This window comes from Collinsella aerofaciens, from assembly GCF_025289055.1.
GTDB lineage: Bacteria > Actinomycetota > Coriobacteriia > Coriobacteriales > Coriobacteriaceae > Collinsella.
Window position 1 is genome coordinate 20,970 of record NZ_JAESIQ010000003.1, and the last position, 21,537, is coordinate 42,506.

The 21,537-nt window shown below is 62.0% G+C and carries 15 protein-coding genes and 2 tRNA genes (1 of these 17 cut by a window edge); 16 read left to right on the forward strand and 1 reads right to left on the reverse strand.

What is annotated here, in order from left to right; all coding sequences use genetic code 11:
• The first annotated feature begins 91 nt into the window (after positions 1-91).
• The 3 genes from JMJ97_RS01565 (at position 92) to JMJ97_RS01575 (ending at position 4,229) form a co-directional block, all read left to right on the forward strand.
• Positions 92-1,492 (forward strand): PTS transporter subunit EIIC, encoded by a 1,401-nt coding sequence (locus JMJ97_RS01565; protein WP_260698923.1) that lies wholly within the window; start codon positions 92-94, stop codon positions 1,490-1,492.
• 106 nt (positions 1,493-1,598) lie between these two features.
• Positions 1,599-3,140 (forward strand): glycoside hydrolase family 32 protein, encoded by a 1,542-nt coding sequence (locus tag JMJ97_RS01570; RefSeq protein ID WP_260698924.1) that lies wholly within the window; start codon positions 1,599-1,601, stop codon positions 3,138-3,140.
• A gap of 96 nt (positions 3,141-3,236) precedes the next feature.
• On the forward strand, positions 3,237-4,229 hold the full coding sequence (locus JMJ97_RS01575; protein ID WP_260698925.1) for a PLP-dependent transferase: 993 nt from the start codon (positions 3,237-3,239) through the stop codon (positions 4,227-4,229).
• A gap of 133 nt (positions 4,230-4,362) precedes the next feature.
• On the opposite strand, the gene JMJ97_RS01580 is transcribed toward JMJ97_RS01575, so the two are convergent.
• A complete protein-coding gene (locus JMJ97_RS01580; protein WP_260698926.1) occupies positions 4,363-4,707 on the reverse strand; it encodes a winged helix-turn-helix domain-containing protein in 345 nt (114 codons plus the stop codon).
• A 193-nt stretch (positions 4,708-4,900) separates the two neighbouring features.
• On the opposite strand from JMJ97_RS01580, the gene JMJ97_RS01585 reads away from it, so the two are divergent.
• The 13 genes from JMJ97_RS01585 to JMJ97_RS01645 all read left to right on the forward strand — a co-directional run.
• A complete protein-coding gene (locus tag JMJ97_RS01585; RefSeq protein ID WP_006234046.1) occupies positions 4,901-6,412 on the forward strand; it encodes an IMP dehydrogenase in 1,512 nt (503 codons plus the stop codon).
• A 373-nt stretch (positions 6,413-6,785) separates the two neighbouring features.
• Complete coding sequence (gene leuS / locus JMJ97_RS01590) at positions 6,786-9,362, forward strand: leucine--tRNA ligase (protein WP_260698927.1); 2,577 nt, start codon at positions 6,786-6,788, stop codon at positions 9,360-9,362.
• Positions 9,363-9,620: 258 nt separating this feature from the next.
• Positions 9,621-10,115, forward strand: coding sequence for a ribosome maturation factor RimP (locus tag JMJ97_RS01595; RefSeq protein WP_195620734.1), 495 nt, complete (start codon positions 9,621-9,623; stop codon positions 10,113-10,115).
• A gap of 1 nt (position 10,116) precedes the next feature.
• On the forward strand, positions 10,117-11,364 hold the full coding sequence (gene nusA, locus JMJ97_RS01600; RefSeq protein ID WP_006234042.1) for a transcription termination factor NusA: 1,248 nt from the start codon (positions 10,117-10,119) through the stop codon (positions 11,362-11,364).
• Positions 11,365-11,455: 91 nt separating this feature from the next.
• Positions 11,456-14,170, forward strand: a complete 2,715-nt coding sequence (gene infB / locus JMJ97_RS01605) for a translation initiation factor IF-2 (RefSeq protein ID WP_035138110.1) — start codon at positions 11,456-11,458, stop codon at positions 14,168-14,170.
• An 11-nt stretch (positions 14,171-14,181) separates the two neighbouring features.
• Positions 14,182-14,592, forward strand: coding sequence for a 30S ribosome-binding factor RbfA (rbfA, locus tag JMJ97_RS01610; protein WP_006234038.1), 411 nt, complete (start codon positions 14,182-14,184; stop codon positions 14,590-14,592).
• On the forward strand, positions 14,585-15,628 hold the full coding sequence (locus JMJ97_RS01615; protein ID WP_055286380.1) for a DHH family phosphoesterase: 1,044 nt from the start codon (positions 14,585-14,587) through the stop codon (positions 15,626-15,628). Before rbfA ends, JMJ97_RS01615 begins: the two co-directional genes overlap by 8 nt.
• Before the next feature lie 15 nt (positions 15,629-15,643).
• Positions 15,644-16,576: a tRNA pseudouridine(55) synthase TruB gene (truB, locus tag JMJ97_RS01620; protein ID WP_260698928.1), complete on the forward strand. Its 933-nt coding sequence runs from the start codon at positions 15,644-15,646 to the stop codon at positions 16,574-16,576.
• The gene (gene ribF / locus JMJ97_RS01625; protein WP_260698929.1) at positions 16,573-17,580 is read left to right on the forward strand and encodes a riboflavin biosynthesis protein RibF; all 1,008 of its coding nucleotides are present in this window, start codon (positions 16,573-16,575) and stop codon (positions 17,578-17,580) included. The genes truB and ribF overlap by 4 nt, the downstream gene beginning before the upstream one ends.
• Positions 17,573-19,681, forward strand: a complete 2,109-nt coding sequence (dnaG, locus tag JMJ97_RS01630; protein WP_260698930.1) for a DNA primase — start codon at positions 17,573-17,575, stop codon at positions 19,679-19,681. Before ribF ends, dnaG begins: the two co-directional genes overlap by 8 nt.
• Positions 19,682-19,791: 110 nt before the next feature.
• Positions 19,792-21,141 carry an RNA polymerase sigma factor RpoD gene (gene rpoD, locus JMJ97_RS01635; protein WP_260698931.1) on the forward strand — a complete coding sequence of 450 codons (1,350 nt, stop codon included), beginning with the start codon at positions 19,792-19,794 and terminating at the stop codon, positions 21,139-21,141.
• A 235-nt stretch (positions 21,142-21,376) separates the two neighbouring features.
• Positions 21,377-21,451 (forward strand) — tRNA-Asn (locus tag JMJ97_RS01640).
• Positions 21,452-21,484: 33 nt separating this feature from the next.
• Positions 21,485-21,537, forward strand: a tRNA-Asn gene (locus tag JMJ97_RS01645) (it continues 122 nt past the right edge of the window).

Genomic DNA, 21,537 nt, shown 5'->3' on the forward strand with positions numbered 1-21,537 from the left:
ACGATTACAGACATATGAAACTGAAAACGATTACAGTGTAAGTGTCAAAGATGGCCGGGTGCAGATGCTCCCGTTGGAGGAAAGGGAAGTCATGGACTACCGCAAATCAGCCCAAGAGGTGCTCGACAACATCGGTGGCGCCGACAACGTTGTTTCGGCCGCACACTGCGCCACGCGTCTGCGTCTGGTGATTGCCGACAACGCGAAGGTCGACAAGGAGGCCCTCGAGAATATCGACGGCGCCAAGGGCGTCTTTGAGGCCCAGGGCCAGCTCCAGATTATTTTTGGCACCGGCACCGTCAACAAGGTCTACGAAGAGTTCATTGCGCTCAGCGGCGTCGAGGCTGCCACCAAGGCCGAGGTCAAGGAGGCCGCGGCACAGCAGCAGAACATCTTTATGCGTGCCATTAAGGTGCTCGGCGACGTCTTTGTCCCCATCATCCCCGCTATCGTGGCTTCGGGTCTGCTGCTGGGCATTATGAGCGCCCTCAACTTTATGGCCTCCAACGGCTTTATCGCGCTCGACACTAATAACTTTATTTACAAGATTGCCGACCTGGTCTCGGGCACGTCCTTTGGCATTCTGCAGATCCTGATCGGCTACTCCGCCGCCAAGGCCTTTGGCGCCAACCCGTATCTGGGTGCCGTCGTCGGCGGTGCGTTCATTAACTCCTCGCTGCAGAGCGCCTACACGGTTGCCTCCGAGGGCGTGCAGACCATGGTTACCGTCATTCCCGGTGTGTACAGCTTTGAGTGGGTCGGCTATCAGGGCCATGTGATCCCCATCGTTATCGCCTGTGCCATTCTGGCCTTCCTCGAGAAGCGCCTGCACAAGATCGTTCCCGAGATGTTCGACCTCTTTGTGACCCCGCTCGTCTCGGTGTTCGTGACCGTACTCGTGACGCTCGTTGCCGTCGGCCCCATCTTCGTGTGGGCCGAGAATGCCATCCTCGGTCTGATCCAGGCCCTGCTGACCCTGCCCTTCGGAATCGGTTCCTTTATCGTTGGCCTGTTCTATGCCCCCACGGTCGTTACCGGTATCCACCAGATGTACACCGCCATCGACCTGGGCCAGCTCGCCCAGTACGGCGTGACCTACTGGCTGCCCATCGCCAGCGCTGCTAACATCGCTCAGGGTGGCGCCGCGCTCGCCGTTGCCTTTAAGACCCGCGATGCCAAGATCAAGGGCCTGGCACTTCCTTCGGCTCTCTCCGCCTTCATGGGCATTACCGAGCCTGCCATCTTCGGCGTGAACCTTCGCTTCTTTAAGCCCTTCATCGCCGGCTGCATCGGCGGCGGTTGCGGTGCCCTGGTCTGCGCGCTCACCTCGCTTGCCGCCTCCGGCACGGGCGTTACCGGCATCTTCGGTATCCTGCTGTGCCTGGCCCAGCCCGTGCAGTACGCAATCATGTTCGCGGTTGCCGCGGTCGTGTCCTTTGCCATCTCGTTTGTCCTGTACAAGGACGAGCCCAAGGCTTCCGAGCAGGCCTAAGAGCTTTTGATTGAGGGATGCCCGCGGGTTGTATGCTCGCGGGCGTTTCCCGTATCTGGTGCCGATCTCTGGTGCCTTGTTACTTTGGATCCGTTAGGACTTTGATATGTCTAATGCACTTGGTCGCGACCTTGCAAAGCTGGTTGCCGCTGTTGACGCTGCCGCCTCTGAGTGCGGTCATGGCGCGTATGGCCAGCACTTCCATATTATGCCGCCGGCGGGTTGGCTCAACGACCCCAACGGTCTCTGCCAGGTGGGTGGCGTGTTTCACGCGTACTTCCAGTATGCTCCGTTTGATGTGAACGGTGGCGTAAAGATGTGGGGCCATGCCACAAGCCGCGACCTTATGAACTGGGATTATGTTGGCGCCCCGCTGCTGCCCGACGAGCCGTTCGATTGTCATGGCGTGTATTCGGGCTCCGCGCTTGCCGAGGACGGCCGCATTCGCGTACTGTACACAGGCAACGTTAAACTCTCCGATGCAGACGGCACGTACGACTACGTCAATACCGGCCGCCGCGCCGATACTGTTTATGTCGAGAGCGTTGATGGCCTTGCCGGTCGGGAGTTCAGCCAAAAGCGCGTGGTGCTGGCGTCCGATGATTATCCCGAGGATTTGACCTGCCACGTGCGTGACCCCAAGGTGTGGCGCGATGATGACGGGCGTTACCACATGGTGCTGGGCGCGCGTCGTCGCGTTGACGGTCCTCATGTCGAGAGCCGTTTTTGTGACATGCACGGCGAGGGTGCCGGGCGCGATGCGGGCGAGATCCTGGTGTACGGCTCGGCCGATATGCTGAGTTGGGAGCTCGAGAGCCGCGTGTCTACGCCCGAGCGTTTTGGCTTTATGTGGGAGTGCCCGGGATACCTTGAGCTCGAGGCGGATGGCGGTGTACCGGCAAGGTTTCTGTCCTTCTCTCCCCAGGGGCTCGAGGGCGGTCGTTGGGACCGCGGCAACGTATACGCTGCTGGCTACATGCCTGTAACGGGCGACATTACCGGTGATAATGACGCTTATGAGCTGGGCGAGTTCCGCCTATGGGATGCTGGTTTTGACTTCTATGCTCCGCAGGAGTTTACGTCCGAGGATGGTCGCCACATTCTGATCGGCTGGATGGGCATGCCCGATGAGCCGACCTATGGCAACGACCCCACTGTGGTGTGCGGCTGGCAGCACTGCATGACGGTGCCGCGCGAGCTTACAGCCGGTGACGGCGGCGTGGTGCTGCAGCAGCCGGCGCGCGAGATCGAGCGCCATTATGCCTCGGTGCGTGTGGGGGAGGGCTCGTTGGAGGTTGCCGGCGATACCTGCTTTGACGTTGTTGTTGACGGTGTAGACGGCGCGTTTACCGCGACCGTTGATGGCGAGCTGAAGCTGGCGTTTGTGCCCGCCGAGGGCGAGCTGTCCGCGCGCTTTGAGATGCGATTTACCGATGAGGGTCGCGCTTCTGCCGGCTGCGGTCGCACCGTGCGTTGGGAGCCCGTCGACGAGGTTCGTAACGTGCGCATTGTCGGCGATATCTCGTCGGTCGAGGTGTTTGTGAACGATGGCGCACTCGTGTTCTCGACGCGCATCTATCCCGAGGCCTATGGCGTGACCGTTGACGCCCCGGGTGCGAGCGTGACCTATCATACGCTCATCATCTAGGCGATTCGTCGCATATCGGCGCTATACTGCAGCCGTTACCCACGATGCGGGAAACATCCGCATCGTGGGTTTTTGTTAATGAAGGGAGGTTGCCGTATGGGCGTACAGCAGCTAGAAGAGGCCTGGGCTGCAAGGACTGGCGCGCGTGAGGCGCGGTTGCTTGTGGCCTCGCATGTGCCAGCAGCGCTGTCGCAGCTGGGGATTGTGCGTCCCGGTGACCGCCTGGTGGTCTTTGCGGACGACTTTGCCGATGCGTTTGCGAGCGGATTTGACGGCTGCGATGTTGTGATGGTGGGGGAGCCGTCTGTCGAGGCGTTTGCTGCGGCGTCCGGTGGCTTTGCCGGCTCGTTTGACGCTGAGGGTCCGCACCTGTGGTGGCTCGTCAACTCCATCGGCGGGTTTGGTCTGCGTGTGCCTGATCTTTGTGCGCTGGGTCGGGCGGCGCGTGAGGCCCATGCGCTGCTGGTTGTGGACAACACCGTGGCGTCAGCTTTTGGCTGCGATTCGCTGCGGCTGGGTTCTGCGCTGTCGCTCGAGGCGCTCGATCGCGTATGCGCCGGTGATGCTCCGCGCAAGTTGGTTGCCGTATCGGTCGCGCGCTCGCAGCTCAAGCGCCATCGTGTGGATGCCGCGGCCGAGTGCGCGCATGCCCTGCTTGAGGGCTGTGGCTTGGCCAAGTTTGAATTGACTGCTGACGAGGCCGGTGTGCTGGAGCGGGGACTGGACTCGCTCGACGTCCGTATGCAGGCGCATTTCGACCGCGCCCGTGCGCTGGCCGAGTATCTGGCCGCTAACGAGATGGTGTGCAACGTGCGCTATCCCGGACTGAGCTCGCATCCCGACCATGCGGTTGCGACAGGAATCCTCGAGCACGGCTTTGGCCCGGCAGTTGAGTTTGACCTTATCGAGCGCAGTGCGGGTGATTTCTTCGATGCTTTGCCGGGGGAGTTTCGTACATCGCCCGCCGGCGGCGCAACGACGCGCCTCTCGGCCCCGCGCGGCAAGCAGGGGAGCACCATCCGCCTCTTCGCCGGCAGCGACGACCCCTTGATCGTGGCCGCCACCCTAGATAATGCCCTCCGCAACTAGCTAAATCATCCTCGACTACATAAGTTGCGGTGAAATAGGGAATGATTTTCGGCTTTAACCGCATAAACAGTCCCTATTTCACCGCAACTTATGAGAAGGGGTTGTGTGGCTAAAAAGCCCCGTCCCAAATTGGCTACTCTTTGATACTTGCGATGAGGGCGTCGGCTTTGGTGGCAATGACCTTGTTGATGTCGGCCTGCAGCTCCTCGTAGACCGCTATGGCTCGCTCGCCGGCGGGGGTGAGGGTGGATCCGCGGGCGCCGTCGCGCTCGATGAGCTTGCAGCCCAGCTGACCTTCAGCCTCGTTCACAATGCGCCATGCCTTGGAATAGGCCATGCCCATGCTCTTGGCGGCGCGGTTGAGCGAGTGCTCGCGGGCAATGCCCTGCAGCAGCAAGACGCAGCCGTGGCCGAACACGCCCGGCAAATCCTTGTCGCACGCTTGAATGACCAACTTTGCCGTCGTCTTGTACTCCATGTGCTCCACGTCTCCCCGCTAAAGTGTTTGCTGGGCAAACGCAAAGCCTGCGTCAAACCCTCGTGTGCTCTTCTTAAATCATGCATTGTAGCAGTCAAAGTGCGTTAAGATACTTCCCCAGTATTGGGCGCCCAAGGTTGGGCTGGGTCCTACGAGGCCTGCAGCCGACCGGTCGCATGGAAAAAGGAGAAACATGGCTACGTTCTTTCCCGGTGAGTCCCACACGTTTTCGGAGTATCTGCTGGTCCCTGGTTACTCGTCCTCGCAGTGCATCCCCAACAACGTCTCTCTTAAGACGCCGCTGACCCGCTTTAAGCGCGGTGAGAAGCCGGCAATCACCCTGAACATCCCCATGGTTTCCGCCATCATGCAGTCCGTCTCGGGCGTCGACATGGGTGTCGCGCTCGCTACCGAGGGTGGCCTGTCCTTCATTTACGGTTCCCAGAGCGCCGAGTCCGAGGCCGCCATGGTCAAGGCCGTCAAGGATCACAAGGCCGGTTTCGTTCAGTCCGATTCCACGCTGACCCCCGACATGACCATGGAGCAGGTCATCGAGCTCAAGGAGAAGACCGGTCACTCCACCATGCCGGTTACTGATGACGGCACTCCCAAGGGTAAGCTCCTGGGCATCGTCACCAGCCGTGACTATCGCCCCAGTCGCGATGACCACCAGACGAAGGTCTCCGAGTTCATGACCCCGCGTGAGCAGCTCATCGTGGGCGACAAGAACATCAGCCTCAAGGTTGCCAACGACGTCATCTGGGACAACAAGCTCAACGCCCTGCCCATCGTCGACGATAACGATCACCTCATGGGCATTGTGTTCCGCAAGGACTACGACAGCCACAAGACTAACCCCAACGAGCTGCTCGATAACGACAAGCGCTACATGGTCGGCGCCGGTATCAACACCCGCGACTATGCCGAGCGCGTGCCGCTGCTCATCGAGGCTGGTGCCGATGTCCTGTGCATCGACTCTTCCGAGGGCTTCAGCGAGTGGCAGAAGCGCACCATCGAGTGGATCCGCGCCAACTATGGCGAGGACGTCAAGGTTGGTGCCGGTAACGTCGTCGACGCCGAGGGCTTCCGCTTTCTGGCCGACTGCGGTGCCGACTTCATCAAGGTCGGTATCGGCGGCGGTTCCATCTGCATCACCCGCGAGACCAAGGGTATCGGCCGTGGCCAGGCCACCGCGCTGATCGACGTCTGCCGCGCCCGTGACGAGTACTACGAGGAGACCGGTGTCTACGTGCCCGTTTGCTCCGATGGTGGCATTGTCTACGACTACCACATGACGCTTGCCCTTGCCATGGGTGCCGACTTTATGATGCTGGGTCGCTACTTCGCCCGCTTCGACGAGAGCCCGACCGAGCGCGTCAACGTCAACGGCCAGTACATGAAGGAGTACTGGGGCGAGGGTTCTGCGCGTGCTCGCAACTGGCAGCGCTACGACTTGGGCGGCGCCGCGAAGCTCAGCTTCGTCGAGGGCGTCGACTCCTACGTTCCCTACGCCGGTTCCCTCAAGGACGGCGTGGGCGGTACGCTCTACAAGGTCAAGTCCACGATGTGCAACTGCGGCGCCCTCTCGATCCCCGAGCTCCAGGAAAAGGCACGCCTGACCCTGGTAAGCTCCACCTCCATCGTCGAAGGCGGCGCTCACGACGTTGTCGTCAAGGACTCCCAGCAAAGCGTCAGCTACCGCTAAGCGGCTTTCCCAAGCACCGCACCTTGCCGTTCAAACCGTCGCTCGCGTACCAAAGTACGCGTCGCTCCTCTTTCACGGCAATCTGCGGCACTTGGAAAACCCGACCATGCTTGGGCGGGTAACAATTAGCGGTTGATTCACAACCACGTTATTTAGATAAAGCGAGATGCCTGCAAGTCGCAGGCATCTCGCTTGTTGTATTTGCTATCATCATGCGAGTTAACGATGTGGCGGGGCGTTCTTACCTTTGCTCGCTGCAAGTTCCGCACGAGCCGAAGAGCACTTAATGTGCTCTTCGTGCGAGCAGGACTGTCCGCAGCAGCGAGTAAAGGTAAGAACGCCCCGCCCCAACCCAGCTAACAAAGGAGCTGATATGTGCGATTGCACAGATCATAAGGACGAGATCCCTGTCTACGACGCGCAGGCCATTGAGTCCAGGTGGATGAAGGCCTGGGAGGACTCCAACCTCTTTGCCGTCGACACCGACGACAGCAAGCCTAAAAAGTATGTGCTCGAGATGTTCCCGTATCCGTCGGGCGACCTGCACATGGGCCACGCGCGCAACTATACCATCGGCGATGCCATGGCCCGTCAGGCCCGCATGCGCGGCTTTGACGTGCTGCATCCCATCGGCTTTGACGCCTTTGGCCTGCCTGCCGAGAACGCCGCCATCAAGCACAATACGCAGGCTGCCGCCTGGACGTATAAGAATATGGACCAGGCGCTCGCCACGATGAAGCGCATGGGCTTCTCCTACGATCTGGATCGCATGGTCAAGACCTGCAGCCCCGACTACTACCGCTGGGGTCAGTGGATCTTTGAGAAGCTGTGGGAAAAGGGCCTGGTCTACCGCAAAAAGAACCCGGTCAACTGGTGTCCTAACTGCAAGACCGTTCTGGCCAACGAGCAGGTCACCGAGGGCAAGTGCTGGCGCTGCGGCACCGAGCCCGAGAAGCGCGACCTTGAGCAGTGGTACTTCAAGATCACCGAGTACTCCCAGGAGCTGCTCGACGACCTGGAGAAGCTCCCCGGCTGGCCCGAGCGCGTCAAGCAGATGCAGGCCAACTGGATCGGTCGCTCCGAGGGTGCCGAGGTCGACTTTACCCTGTGCGACCAGGATGGCGAGCCCATTGAGGGCGACGAGGGCAAGATCACCGTCTTTACCACGCGTGCCGACACCCTCTTTGGCGTCTCCTTTTTTGTCCTGGCTCCCGAGTACGCTCGTCTGCACGAGCTCGTCGAGGGCACGGAGTATGAGGAGGCCGTCACCAAGATCGTCGAGGACTCCAAGCATATCTCTGCCGTCGAGCGTGCCCAGGGCACCCTCGAGAAGCACGGTGCCTTTACCGGCCGCTACGTGGTAAACCCCGTCAACGGCGAGAAGGTCCCCGTGTGGGTTGCCGATTATGTCGTTGCCGACTATGGAACCGGCGCCGTCATGGCCGTTCCCTGTGGTGACCAGCGCGACTTTGAGTTTGCCCGCAAGTACGACCTGCCGATCGTGCCGATCATCCTGGACGATGACGATCGCGCTGCCGTCGAGGCCACCGGCGAGACCATCGATACCTTCCATGCCGAGACCGTCGACTGGGATTGCGCCCACGCTGCCGAGGGCACGCTTGTCCAGTCCGGCAAGTACACCGGCATGCGCGGCGGTAAGCACTCCGAGGGCGAGGCTGCCATCGTGGCCGACCTCGAGGCCATGGGCTGCGGCCGTCGCAAGGTCGAGTTCCGCCTGCGCGACTGGCTCATCAGCCGTCAACGCTATTGGGGCAACCCCATCCCGGCCATCCACTGCGAGCACTGCGGCATCGTGCCCGTGCCTGAGGATCAGCTGCCGGTGACGCTGCCCGAGAACCTGGACCTGGGCGCCGGCGAGACCCTCGCCGAGTGCAAGGACTTCTACGAGACCACCTGCCCGGTCTGCGGCCGCCCGGCTAAGCGCGAGACCGATACCATGGACACGTTCACCTGCTCCAGCTGGTATTACCTGCGCTATACCGACCCGCACAACACCGAGCTGCCCTTCTCCCGCGAGGCAGCCGACCGTTGGATGCCCGTCGATAACTACATCGGTGGCATCGAGCACGCCATTCTGCACCTGCTCTACAGCCGCTTCTTTACCAAGGCGCTGCGCGACCTGGGTCTGCTGAGTGTTGACGAGCCCTTCACCAACCTGCTGTGCCAGGGCATGGTCAAGGACGAGAACGGCGACACCATGTCCAAGTCCAAAGGCAACGTCGTGCCCCCGAGCTCGGTTATCGAGCCCTACGGCGCCGACACCATGCGTCTGGCGATCCTGTTTATCGCCCCGCCCGAGAAGGACTTCGACTGGGATCCCAAGGCCGTCGAGGGCGCCAACCGCTTTATCAAGCGCGCCTGGCGTATCGTGTGGCAGCTCGTCCAGTCGGGTGACGCCAACGTGGCCTTCGACAAGTCCGTGCTCGGCGAGACCGCGATGAAGCTCTACCGTGAGCGTCACCGCACCATCGCCAAGTGCACCGAGGACTTCGATCGCGGCCAGTTCAACACCGCGATCTCGGCCGTCATGGAGCTCGTCAACGCGGCGAGCGCCTACCTCAACGCCACCGAGGGTGCTGACCGCGACAAGGCCCTGTGCTACGGCGTGGCCAAGGACATCGTGAGCGTCCTGGCGCCCATCTGCCCGTTCTGGGCCGACGAGCTGTGGCACGAGGCGCTCGGCTGCGAGGGCAACGCTTACACCGCCGCCTGGCCCGAGTTCGACCTGGCCGAGTCCATCGAGGACACGGTGCAGATCGTCGTCCAGGTACTCGGCAAGGTCCGTGGCCGCATCGACGTGGCCCGCGATGCCTCCAACGAGGAAATGCAGGCTGCCGCCGAGACCGCCGTCGCCAAGTGGCTCGACGGCAAGACGGTCGTCAAGGCCATCTGCGTGCCCGGCAAGCTGGTCAACCTGGTGGTCAAGTAAGCATTGCGCGCTTAACTGACGCATAAAAGACGAGGGGCGATCCGATTGGGTCGTCCCTCGTTTTTCATGTACCTGCCCTGATGTCTGCGGTCAATTGTCCTATTCTTGTGGAGAAGCTGTGCGCACGCTGACCTGCAGATTCGTACTGTGCTTGCACGTTTCCGCAGCTATTGGTATAGTTTGCTTGCAAATGAAGTTGTAATTGAAAGAAGTGGGGTTTCGGCCCCGCTTCTTTTTTGTATGGATGGAGGTGCCGCAATGGTCAAGACCAAGACCGAGCAGGCGATTATCGACGCGCTCGAGGCCGTCGCTCCCCAGCACGATATCGACATCGTCGACGTCGAGCTCGTGGGTGCCACCAAGGCCCCCTGCGTGCGCGTGCGTATCGAGGGTGCCGAGGGTCAGAGTCTTTCGCTCAACGACGTCACGGCCAACACCAAGTGGGTCGGCGATGTGATTGAGGAGCTCGACCCCATCTCTTCGAGCTATACGCTCGAGGTGTCGAGCCCGGGTATGGCGCGCCCGCTGCGCCGCCCGTGCGACTTTGCCCGCTTTGTGGGCGAGAACTGCGAGCTCACCTCCACCGCCACCGAGGGCCGTCGCAAGTACGCCGGCAAGATTGCCGCCGCCACCGAGGCGAACGTGACCCTCGAGCTCGAGGACGGCGAGTCCGTTACCCTCGATTTCTCTGATGTTAAAAAGTGCAAGTTGAAGCCCACCTACGACTTCAAGCCCGCGAAGGAAGGAAAGTAAGATGGCAGCATCCGACATGATGTCCGCCCTGATGGAGCTTTGCCAGGAGAAGCACATCGACCAGCTCTACCTGATCGACCGCCTGGAGCAGTCGCTCGCCAAGAGCTATGCCGAGATCCTGCATCTTGAGTGGGGCGCCAAGGTGACCATTGACCGCACCACCGGCAAGATCTACGTCTACCGCCTGGAGCCGATCGACGATTCCATGGACGAGGAGGGCAACTTCACCGAGTTTGAGGAGATCGACGTCACCCCCAAGAACACGAGCCGCATCGCCGCCCAGCACGCCAAGGCCGAGATCAACGCCATCGTGCGCAACTCCGCCCGCGAGCAGATCTACGAGGAGTTCTCCGGCCGCATCGGTGACCTCATCAGCGGTACCGTGCTGCAGTCCACGCCCGACTTCACGATCGTCAAGATTCGCGAGGGCGTCGAGGCCGAGCTGCCGCACTTCGACCAGCGCCGTTACGAGAACGAGCGCAACGAGCGTCCGATGGGCGAGCGCTACCTGCACAACCAGCACATCAAGGCCGTGATCATCGACGTTCGCGACCCCAACTCCAACCTGCAGCCGGTTCGTGGCGAGCACAGCCGTCCGCCGATTGTCATCTCCCGTACCCACCCCGAGCTCATGCGTCGTCTGTTTGAGCAGGAGGTGCCCGAGATCTATGAGGGCACCGTCCAGATCAAGTCGATCGCCCGCGAGCCCGGCCAGCGCTCCAAGGTCGCCGTCCACTCGCTCGACGACCGTCTGGATCCCGTGGGCGCCTGCGTCGGCCCCAAGGGCAGCCGTGTTCGCGCTGTCGTGGGCGAGCTCCGTGGCGAGCGCGTCGACGTCATCCTGTGGGATGCCGATCCTGCCGTCTACGTCGCCAATGCCCTGTCGCCTGCTAAGGTCACCCGCGTCCTCATCGACGAGGAGAAGGCCTACGCCGGCGTCATCGTGCCCGACGACCAGTTGTCCCTCGCCATCGGCAAGGAGGGCCAGAACGCCCGCCTCGCCGCGCGCCTGACCGGCTGGCACATCGACATCAAGTCCGAGACGCTTGCCGCCGACATCCTCAAGAACGTTCCCGTTCACGAGGAGCCCGCCGCCGACCTGATCGGTGACGAGGAGGACGAGGACGTCCGCCGCTGCGAGTACGTGTCCGAGGACGGCATCCAGTGCCGCAACCAGGCTCGTCCCGGCTCCCGTTTCTGCGGTGTCCACGACACCGACGCCTTCGATGATGCGGAGGACCTGATCTAGCGCGCGGTTGCGCCGGGCGGGTCCCGGCGCGTCTCCCACGCTCGTTCAGTCTCTAGGCACCCAAGGTGCCAGAAAGGGTAGGTGAAGTCATATGGCAAAAGTCCGTGTGTCCACCCTGGCCAAAGAGTTCGGCATGACCTCCAAGGAACTGATGGGTCATCTCGCCGATATGAAGATTCCCGCTAAGTCCGCTTCCTCCACCTTGGAGGACGCTTATGTCGCTATGGTCCGCAAGCAGCTCGCCTCGGTGATCGAGGCCCGCGCCCAGGAAGTCGAGGCCGCCAAGCAGGCCGAGGAGCAGGCAGCTGCCGCCGAGGAGGCCGCTCGCGCCGCTGAGGCCGAGCGCGAGCGCATCGCCGCCGAGAAGGCCCGCGAGGAGGAGCGTCGCCAGTTCGCCGCAGCCCAGGCTGCCGAGGAGGCTGCCCGCGCCGAGGCCGAGGCCAAGAAGAAGGCCGAGCAGGAGCGCCTTGCCCGCGAGAAGGAGGAGGCTGCCCGCGAGGCCCAGCGCCGCGCCGTTCCCGCTTCCGACTCCGGTTCGCGTTTCCGTTCGCTGCTCGACCAGATCGCCGCACAGGAGACCGTGCTCAAGGAGAAGAAGGACGCCGAGGACAAGGCCAAGGCCGAGCGCGCCGCCGAGCGCGGTAACCGTCGTGGCGGCAACAACGACCGCCGCGGTGGCCGTCGTAACGATCGCAACGCTTCCGACAACAACTCCGAGCGTAACGCCTCCGAGAGCCGTCCGCACAGCCATCGCACCAACGCCAGCAACAACGTCGCCGCCGGCATGGACTTCCCCAACCCCGATAAGCAGGGCAAGGGCAAGAAGCGTAAGGGCGGTCACAACAACGAAGAGGACCACTACAGCCGCATGGCTCGCGAGGCCGAAGAGTACAGCCGCGAGAAGGTGCTCGAGGAGGCTCGTGCTGCCGTCGAGGAGGCCTCTCGTGAGTCCACCGGTCGCCGCAAGAAGCGCAAGGAGAAGCGCGAGCGCGAGGCTGCCAAGGCTCAGGAGGAGCGCAAGATAGAGGAGGCGCTGGCCCAGGGCGTGAACCCCGAGGACCTCGACGCCATCAAGGTCTCCCAGGGCGTTACCGTCCAGGAGCTTGCCGAGGCGCTCGACGTTCCGGCCAACGACATCATCAAGCGCCTGTTCCTGCTGGGTACGCCGCTCACCATGACGCAGTCCATGTCCGACGACCTCGTCGAGCTCGTTGCCGACGACCTGGGCCGTCAGATCAAGATCATCACCCCCGAGGAGGAGAACACCTTCTCGTTCTACGACGATCCCGCCGACCTTAAGCCGCGTGCCCCGGTCGTCACCGTCATGGGCCACGTCGACCACGGCAAGACGTCGCTGCTCGATGCCATCCGTCACACCGGCGTTGCTGCCGGCGAGGCGGGCGGCATTACGCAGGCCATTGGCGCTTCGCAGGTCATGATCAACGACCGCAAGATCACCTTCATCGATACCCCGGGTCACGCTACCTTTACGGCCATGCGTGCCCGTGGCGCCAAGGTGACCGACATCGTCATCCTGATCGTCGCCGCCGACGACGGCGTCATGCCCCAGACGGTCGAGTCGATCAACCACGCCAAGGCCGCCGGCGTACCCATCGTCGTCGCCGTCAACAAGATCGATAAGCCGGGCGCCAACCCCGACCGTGTGCGTCAGGAGCTCACCGAGTACGGAGTCATCCCCGAGGAGTGGGGCGGACAGAACATGTTCGTCAACATCTCGGCTAAGCAGAAGATCGGTATCGACGAACTTCTGGAGACCGTGCTGCTCCAGGCCGACGTGCTCGAGCTCAAGGCCAACCCGGACACCTTTGCCTCCGGCAACGTCCTCGAGGCCAAGCTCGACAAGGGCCGCGGCTCGGTTGCTACCGTGCTCGTGACCCGCGGTACCCTGCACGTGGGCGATACGCTGGTCGCCGGCCTTACCTACGGCCGCGTCCGCGCCATGCTCGACCCCAAGGGCCGCGCCGTCACCGAGGCCGGTCCCTCCGACGCCGTCGAGATTCTGGGCCTGCAGTCCGTGCCCAACGCCGGCGACGAGTTCCGCGTGTTCGAGGACGAGCGCGAGGCTCGCGCCCTTGCCGACGAGCGTTCGCTCAAGGCCCGTATCGAGGAGCAGAGCCGCGTCAAGCACGTCACGCTCGAGAACCTCTTCGAGACCATTGCCGACGCCGAGGTCAAGGAGCTCAACCTGATCATCAAGGCCGACGTCCAGGGTTCCATCGAGGCCCTTCAGGACTCGCTCGACAAGATGGATCAGTCCGAGGTCCGCATCAACACGATCCACTCCGCCGTTGGCGCCATCAACGAGACCGACGTCGTCCTGGCCGACGCCTCCAACGCCATCATCATCGGATTTGGCGTCCGTCCCGACGGTAAGGCCCGCTCCGCCGCCGAGCGCGAGGGCGTCGAGATCCGTTGCTACGACGTCATCTACAAGTGCCTCGAGGAGCTCGACGCCGCCCGTATCGGCATGCTCAAGCCCACCGAGGTCGAGGTCGCCACGGGTACCGCGACCGTCCTGGACACCTTCAAGGTGCCCAAAGTCGGTATCGCCGCCGGTGTCCGCGTCGAAGAGGGCGAGATCGCCGCGACCGATTCCGTGCGCCTGGTGCGCGACGGCATCGTGGTCTTCAACGGCAAGATCGCCTCGATGCGCCACTACAAGGACGAGGCCAAGAGCCTCAAGAGCGGTTCCGAGGGCGGCATTGGCCTGGAGAACTTCCAGGACATCAAGCCCGGCGACCAGATCGAGGGTTACCGCATCGACCAGGTTGCCCGTACCGAGTAGGGGGTAGCGCTATGAAGCAAACGCAGGCAACCCGCCGTCTGGGCGAGCAGCTTCGCGAGAAGCTCGGTTATATCCTGCTCTTTGAGGTTTCCGATCCGCGTCTCGACCTGGTTACTTTGACCGCGGTCGAGGTCGCGGTGGACCGTTCCTTCGCGCGCGTGTACGTGTCGTGCGATGCGAGCCGCTACGACGAGGTCATGGAGGCGCTCGCAAGCGCCAAGGGCCGTATTCGCAGCCTGTTGGCTCGCTCGCTCGATTGGCGTGTCACGCCCGAGCTCGATTTTCGCATCGATCGCTCGACCGATGAGGCCGAGCGCATCACGCGTGCGCTGGAAAACGTTCCCGCCACGCTTGCGATCGAAAAGGACGAGGACGGCTATCCGATAGCGGATGCCGCCCAGGAGGCAGCTTTAGATGACTAATTCCGCCGACCTCGCCTCGTGCGAGTCTGCAGATATTCAGCGACGCATCCTCGAGCTCATCGAGGGTGCGTCCTCCATTGCGATTTCGGGACATACTTCTCCCGATGGCGATGCCTTGGGCTCCGTATTGGGTCTGGGCCTTTCGCTCATGAAGTTTTTCCCCAACAAGGACATTGCGCTGCTGCTGGCAGATGATGACCCGGTTCCGCGTATCTACCGCTTTATGGAAGGCTCCGATCGCCTGGTGCCGGCATCTGCGTACGCCGGTAATCCTGACCTGTTCATCTCGGTGGACGTACCGGTCGTCGAGCGCCTCAATAATTCTGCCGAGGTGCTTCGTCGCTCCAAGCATGTGGTGTGCTTCGATCACCATCCGGCGCGCGAGGAGTTTGCCGAGCTCAGTCTGAGGCGCGTCGATGCCGCGGCTTGCGCCATGATCATCGACCGTTTCTTGGACAATTGCGGCATTGTCGCACGTGATGGCGTTGCGACCTGCCTGCTGTGTGGCTTGGTTACCGATACCGGCCGTTTTCAGTACCAAAACGCCGATGCCGCCGCGTTCCATGCGGCCTCGCGCCTGGTGGCGCACGGTGCCGATCCGGCGCGCGTTGCGCTCGAGGTCTACCAGAGCATGCGCGTTGAGTTTTTGCACCTCAAGTCCATTGTCATGGGCCGCATTAAGACGGTCGCGCATGGGCGCGTGGCGTATAGTTATGCCTACCAGAGCGACCTTGAGGCCTGCGGCGTCACCTCGGATGAATGTGACGGTCTGGTCGATGTGGTGCGTTCGGTGATGGGCGTCGAGGTCTGCCTGTTCTTAAAGGGCATCGACGGCGATACCAAGGTGCGCGGCAACCTGCGCTCCAAGGGTGACCTCGATGTGTCCGAGATCGCTGCCAACTTTGGCGGTGGCGGGCATCATGCCGCCGCCGGCTTTTCCAACAACGGAACAATTCGCGAGACGCTCGCCGTGGCACTTCCCATGCTGGCCGAGCTGGTGGGGGAGGATCCCGCTTCGGTGACCGTCGAGCTTTAACTTTTTGGATGGTACATGGCTCGTCGTACGCCTTCTCAACTGAATATGCTGCTCGCCGTCGATAAGCCGGTGGGCTGCACGTCCCACGATGTGGTCTCGCAATGCCGACGCGCCCTCCATGAGCGGCGCGTCGGCCATGCCGGCACGCTCGACCCCATGGCATCCGGCGTCATGGTGGTGGGCGTGGGCCAGGCTACTCGTCTGCTGGGCATGCTAACCCTCGATACCAAAAGCTATGTCGCCGACATCTCGTTTGGCGCCGAGACCAATACCGATGATGCGGAGGGCGAGGCGGTCCGCACGGTGGCTGTTGCCAACGAGCTCCGCGATCCTGCCTATGCTCGTGAGCGCTTGGCCGCCATGCTGGGCCCGCAGATGCAGGTGCCGCCGGCGTTTTCTGCTATCTCGGTCAATGGCGTTCGCGCCTACAAGTCTGCTCGCGAGGGCAATGCGGTGGACCTACCTCCGCGCCCCGTCGAGGTCTATGCCGCCGACCTGATCGCCGTGGGCGGCGAAGGTGATACGTGTGTGTGGACCGTGGCGTTCTCGGTGAGCAAGGGCACCTATATCCGTGCGCTCGCTCGCGACCTGGGCCGCGCTTGCGATAGCGCCGCGCATATTTCCGCGCTGCGCCGCACGGCTTCCGGTGTTGTTTCCATTGGCGCTTGTCATGCGGTCGAGGAGCTTTCTCCCGAGTCCGCGGCTGGCTTTGCCCTGGATCCCATTGCGGCCCTGGGCGCCACACGTGTTGACTTGCCGGGCAATCTTGCCGACGACCTGCTCTGCGGCCGACGCATTCCCGTTGAGCGTGCGCTTGCCGATTTCGATTCCTCGAAGGCGCCGTTTGCGTTGGTGCTCGATGGGGGACTCAAGGCGCTCGCCCGCATTGAGGGCGGCCGCTTTGTCATGGAGCACGTGTTTCCGCAGGCAATCGGCGGTGTTCGATGATGTTGTCCGCTCGCGAGCTCGCGCGTGTCTTTTTCGCGGGCGAGTCGGACGAGGCTCGCATCGTTGCTGCCGATACGTTTGATGAGTGTGAGCACTTGGGTGCCGCTTCAATCGCCATTGGCGTGTTCGACGGCGTTCACCGTGGACACCAGGAACTCATCGAAGCGCTTGTCCGTGATGCCCGTGCCCATGGCTGTAAGGCGGTCGTGGTTACCTTCGATCCCGACCCGGACGTTGTGGTGAGCCCTTCGCCCGCTCAAAAATTGATGACGACGGCCGACCGTCTGCATGCCTTGGCTCAAACCGGGGTCGATGCGGTGGTGGCCGTTCCCTTTACGCCTGAGGTTGCGGCGCTTGACCATGTTGATTTTCTCTCGCTGGTGTCGCGCCTGGTCGACATTCGATCGATTCGCGTTGGCAGTGACTTTAGGCTGGGTCGTGGCGGTGCTTCTGGTGTTGCCGAGATGCGCTCCTGGGGTTCCGAGCACGGCGTTGACGTGTATGGTCACGACCTGCTTTGCGAGGGCGGTGAGGCCATTTGCGCCACCCGCATTCGTCATGAGCTGGGACAGGGCCATGTGGAGCTTGCTGCTGGGTTACTCGGCCGTCCGTATATGGTGCGTGGCGGTGTTATTCGCGGCCGTCACGAGGGTTCTGGCATGGGCTTTCCCACGGCAAACTTGCAGGTTCCCGACGGCATTCAGGTGCCAGCCGATGGCGTGTATGAGGGTCTGGTGCTGGTCGATGACACCGCGTGGCCCGCTGCTGTGAACGTCGGCCTGCCGCCAACGTATGCTGACGATGCGGCATCTGCGCATCTCGAGGCTAATTTAATTGGTTATACGGGCGACCTGTACGGCGCTTCCGTTTCGCTGGCGTTTACGCGCTGGCTGCGTCCCTCGCGTGTGTTCGATTCGCTGGATGAGTTGATCGCGACCGTCGAGGGTAATATCGAGGATATTCGTCACAACTTGGGCGATCAGGGGGTGAGCATCCGTGATTAGCGATGAGGAAAAAGACCAGGTACGCGCTGCGTCTGACCTGGTTGCCATCGTGCAGGAAACGGTCGAGCTCAAGCCTCGCGGCCATGAGTTTTGGGGATGCTGCCCCTTCCATGGCGAGAAGACGCCGTCCTTCCACATTATCCCCGCCACGCAGGTGTGGCATTGCTTTGGTTGCGGCGAGGGTGGCGACGTTTTCACGTATATCATGAAGCGCGAGAACCTGAGCTTTCCCGAGTCAATCCGTTACTTGGCCGATCGCGCGGGTATTGAGCTGCATGACACCGGAGATCGCCGCGAGCGCGGCACCAAGCGTGCCCGCATCTACGATCTGTGCGCCGAGACCGCCCAGTTCTACCACACCATGCTCATGCGCGGTAAGGACGGCCGTCCGCGCGAGTACTTTGCCAGCCGCGGCATGGGCGGCGACGTCTGCCGCCGCTACTGCCTGGGCTTTGCACCGGGCCGTAACGCGCTGGTGTCGCACCTGTCCCAGGCGGGTTTTACCCCGCAGGAGATGATCGACGCCAACGTTGCCGTGAGTCGCGGGCGCGGGCAGCTTGCCGACCGCTTTTACGACCGCGTGATGTTCCCTATCTTTGACGAGCAGGGTCACAACATTGCCTTTGGCGGTCGCATTATGGGCGACGGCCAGCCTAAGTATCTCAACACCGCCGAGACGAGCGTGTTTCATAAAAAGCGAAACCTCTACGGCTTTAATTGGGCCAAGGAGTTTATCGTCGCGCAGGATACCGCCATCGTGGTAGAGGGCTATACCGATTGCATCGCCTGCTGGGAGGCGGGGATTAAAAACGTTGTCGCCACGCTGGGCACCGCCCTCACGGAGCATCACGTCAAGACGCTCACTCGCTTTGCCAAGCGCATCGTGTATATGTTCGATGGTGACGCCGCCGGCCAAAAGGCCGCTCGCCGTGCGATTCAGTTTATCGAGCAGGATTCTATGGACCTGCGCTGCGTGGTGCTGCCCGACGGCAACGATCCCATGGAGTTCATCACCGCGCATGGTGGCGAGGCATTGCAGGCGCGCATCGATGCCTCCGAGCCCCTCATGGACTTTGTGTACCGTTCGCTGCAGGAGTCGAGCGACATCACCACGCCGGGCGGTCGCGCCAAGGCGCTGGAGGATGCGCTGACGCTTATCTATCCGTTGCGCGACAGCTATATGATTGACACGTACTTTATCCAGATTGCCGACCTGCTGGGTTTGGATCTGGAGACGGTGCGCGCGAGCTCGGGCCGTGTGTTTCGCGATGTCGCCAAGCGCGAGGATGCGGAACGACGTCGTGAGCAGAACTATGAGCGCCAGCGGGCACAGGCTGAGCGGTCCGGTAGCGCGGGCGGTCGGGCATCGGGTTCTCGCGATGCCGGTCGCGGTGCTTGGGCATCGGGCGCGACGCCGCCGGTGTCCGCACCGGTCGAAGAAGAGCCGTACGACTACGTCCCGCTCGATGCCTACGGTGCCGCGCCCGTGGAGGTCGTCGACGACCTGCCGCCGATCGATGTGCCTGATGATATGGGCGCTGTGCCTGTGGCTGACGGTTCGGGCGCACCGGCTGCGGCGGCGCCGATGGTTCTTACCGATCTAGAGCGCAAGTCCTTGGCAGGGGAGCGCGAGCTGCTGACCATGCTCACGAGCTACCCCGACCTGTTCCGCACGTATGCCGACCGCATCTGCTCCATCGAGTGGGTTGACCCACGTCACGAGTCCATCGCGTGGGCCGTTCTGGCAACGCCGCCGGGAACCGATCCTGCAGCCTGCATGGATGCGGCACGCTCGGTGTGTCCCGAGGCGGCAACGCTTGTGAGTGCCGGGCGCATCTCGGCGACGAGCAAGCACCCCACCGAGACGAACATCGTGTTTATGCTCGATACGCTCGAGCTCTACACCATCAAGCGCCGCATGCGTGCCGCACAGGCCAAGCTGCGACAGGACCGTTCGCTCGATGATGAGGCCCGTCGCGCGCTGACCGTGCAGGCCGCGCAGGATTCGCAGCGTCAACGCGAGCTGCAAAAGTCGATCGGCGGCGTGGCGGACCCGTTCCGTTTGATTGGTTTGGAGACCGCAGGAACCGAACAGGCCTAGATGTTGTGGTCAACCAGCGTATTCTCGCCTATATCCAGTCCTCTTTTTGGGTATAGACGTCAATGTGTGTGCTAAAGTATTGAGTCCTGTGGACTATGAAGGGAGAATCTGTGCCAAAAAAGACTGAGAGCACGGGTACTGGGCTGGAATCCTACGTTGCAAAGCTTATGGGCAACGGCTCAAACAGGACTTCGGTAACCGAGGACGAGATTCAGGTCGCCCTGAAGGATATCGATGTTTCTGACGAGCAGCTCACCGCGGTGTATTCCGCGCTGCGCAACAGCGGCATCCAGATTATCTCCGCGAGCGGTAACGACGACGCCCCCATGGACGTCGACGATGACGATACCGATACCGATACCGGCGATTTCGATGACGACGACGAGCACGATTCCGGCTCGCTCGACGATCACGAGCTCAAGATGGCCCGTCAGGCCGACGCCGAGATGGGTTCTTCCAAGAGCAAGAAGAAGCGCACCGTGCGCACGTCCCGTTCACGCTCCCGCGTGCGTGGCATCGATGCCTCCACGGTGATGCTGACCGGCGATCCGGTTCGTATGTACCTCAAGGAGATCGGCAAGGTCGACCTGCTGACCGCCTCCGAAGAGGTCGATCTGGCCATGAAGATCGAGGCCGGTCTCGAGGCCACCGAGAAGCTCGAGGCTGCCGATGCTGGTGAGCTCGAACTCACGCGTGCCGAGATGCGTCGTCTTACGCGCATTGAGAACGTGGGCCTCGAAGCCAAGCAGGCGCTCATCAGCGCAAACCTGCGTCTGGTCGTCTCCATCGCCAAGCGCTATGTCGGTCGCGGCATGCTTTTCCTTGACCTGATCCAGGAGGGCAACCTCGGTCTGATCCGCGCCGTCGAGAAGTTCGACTACCAGAAGGGCTTTAAGTTCTCCACGTACGCCACGTGGTGGATCCGTCAGGCCATTACGCGCGCTATCGCCGACCAGGCCCGTACCATCCGTATCCCCGTGCACATGGTTGAGACCATCAATAAGCTCGTCCGCGTGCAGCGCCAGCTCCTTCAGGACCTGGGCCGCGACCCGACCCCCGAGGAGATCGGTGCCGAGATGGACATGAGCGCCGACCGCGTCCGCGAGATCCAGAAGATCTCGCAGGAGCCCGTGTCGCTCGAGACCCCGATCGGCGAGGAAGAGGATTCCCAGCTGGGCGACTTCATCGAGGACTCCCAGGCTATCGTCCCGCCCGATGCGGCCAGCTTCTCCATGCTGCAGGAGCAGCTCACCCAGGTGCTCGACTCGCTTGCCGATCGTGAGCGCAAGGTTATCGAGCTGCGCTTTGGCCTTGTCGACGGGCATCCCCGTACACTCGAGGAAGTCGGCCGCGAGTTTGGTGTCACGCGTGAGCGCATCCGCCAGATCGAGTCCAAGACTCTGGCCAAGCTCCGCCACCCCAGCCGCTCGAGCAAGCTGAAAGACTATATTGAGTCTTAACCTCGCAAGCAAGAAGCGCCCTCAAGCACATTCGCTTGGGGGCGCTTTCATGTAGTCGTTGGGGACGTTCTTGAATGACTAGTCGTTTAAGAACGTCCCCAATGACTAGGTCCTTGAATGACTAGTCGTTTAAGAACGTCCCCAATGATTAGGTCGGAAAATTTCTTAAAAAAGTTCTTGCCCTGAGCTGATTCGTCCGTATAATAAACTTCGTTGCTTGAGAGCACGCACCTATTCCTCGGTAGCTCAATGGTAGAGCACGCGGCTGTTAACCGCGCTGTTGTAGGTTCGAGTCCTACCCGGGGAGCCAGAATTTTTCAGCCCTTTCTGTTGGGCTTTAAATTCCTCGGTAGCTCAATGGTAGAGCACGCGGCTGTTAACCGCGCTGTTGTAGGT

Excerpts from the sequence above, each read along its gene's own strand:
- leuS (WP_260698927.1), top strand. The coding sequence starts at position 6,786 with ATGTGCGATTGCACAGATCATAAGGACGAGATCCCTGTCTACGACGCG.
- nusA (WP_006234042.1), top strand. The coding sequence starts at position 10,117 with ATGGCAGCATCCGACATGATGTCCGCCCTGATGGAGCTTTGCCAGGAG.
- JMJ97_RS01565 (WP_260698923.1), top strand. The coding sequence starts at position 92 with ATGGACTACCGCAAATCAGCCCAAGAGGTGCTCGACAACATCGGTGGC.
- JMJ97_RS01585 (WP_006234046.1), top strand. The coding sequence starts at position 4,901 with ATGGCTACGTTCTTTCCCGGTGAGTCCCACACGTTTTCGGAGTATCTG.
- infB (WP_035138110.1), top strand. The coding sequence starts at position 11,456 with ATGGCAAAAGTCCGTGTGTCCACCCTGGCCAAAGAGTTCGGCATGACC.
- JMJ97_RS01595 (WP_195620734.1), top strand. The coding sequence starts at position 9,621 with ATGGTCAAGACCAAGACCGAGCAGGCGATTATCGACGCGCTCGAGGCC.
- ribF (WP_260698929.1), top strand. The coding sequence starts at position 16,573 with ATGATGTTGTCCGCTCGCGAGCTCGCGCGTGTCTTTTTCGCGGGCGAG.
- JMJ97_RS01570 (WP_260698924.1), top strand. The coding sequence starts at position 1,599 with ATGTCTAATGCACTTGGTCGCGACCTTGCAAAGCTGGTTGCCGCTGTT.
- rbfA (WP_006234038.1), top strand. The coding sequence starts at position 14,182 with ATGAAGCAAACGCAGGCAACCCGCCGTCTGGGCGAGCAGCTTCGCGAG.
- truB (WP_260698928.1), top strand. The coding sequence starts at position 15,644 with ATGGCTCGTCGTACGCCTTCTCAACTGAATATGCTGCTCGCCGTCGAT.
- JMJ97_RS01615 (WP_055286380.1), top strand. The coding sequence starts at position 14,585 with ATGACTAATTCCGCCGACCTCGCCTCGTGCGAGTCTGCAGATATTCAG.
- JMJ97_RS01580 (WP_260698926.1), bottom strand. The coding sequence starts at position 4,707 with ATGGAGTACAAGACGACGGCAAAGTTGGTCATTCAAGCGTGCGACAAG.
- JMJ97_RS01575 (WP_260698925.1), top strand. The coding sequence starts at position 3,237 with ATGGGCGTACAGCAGCTAGAAGAGGCCTGGGCTGCAAGGACTGGCGCG.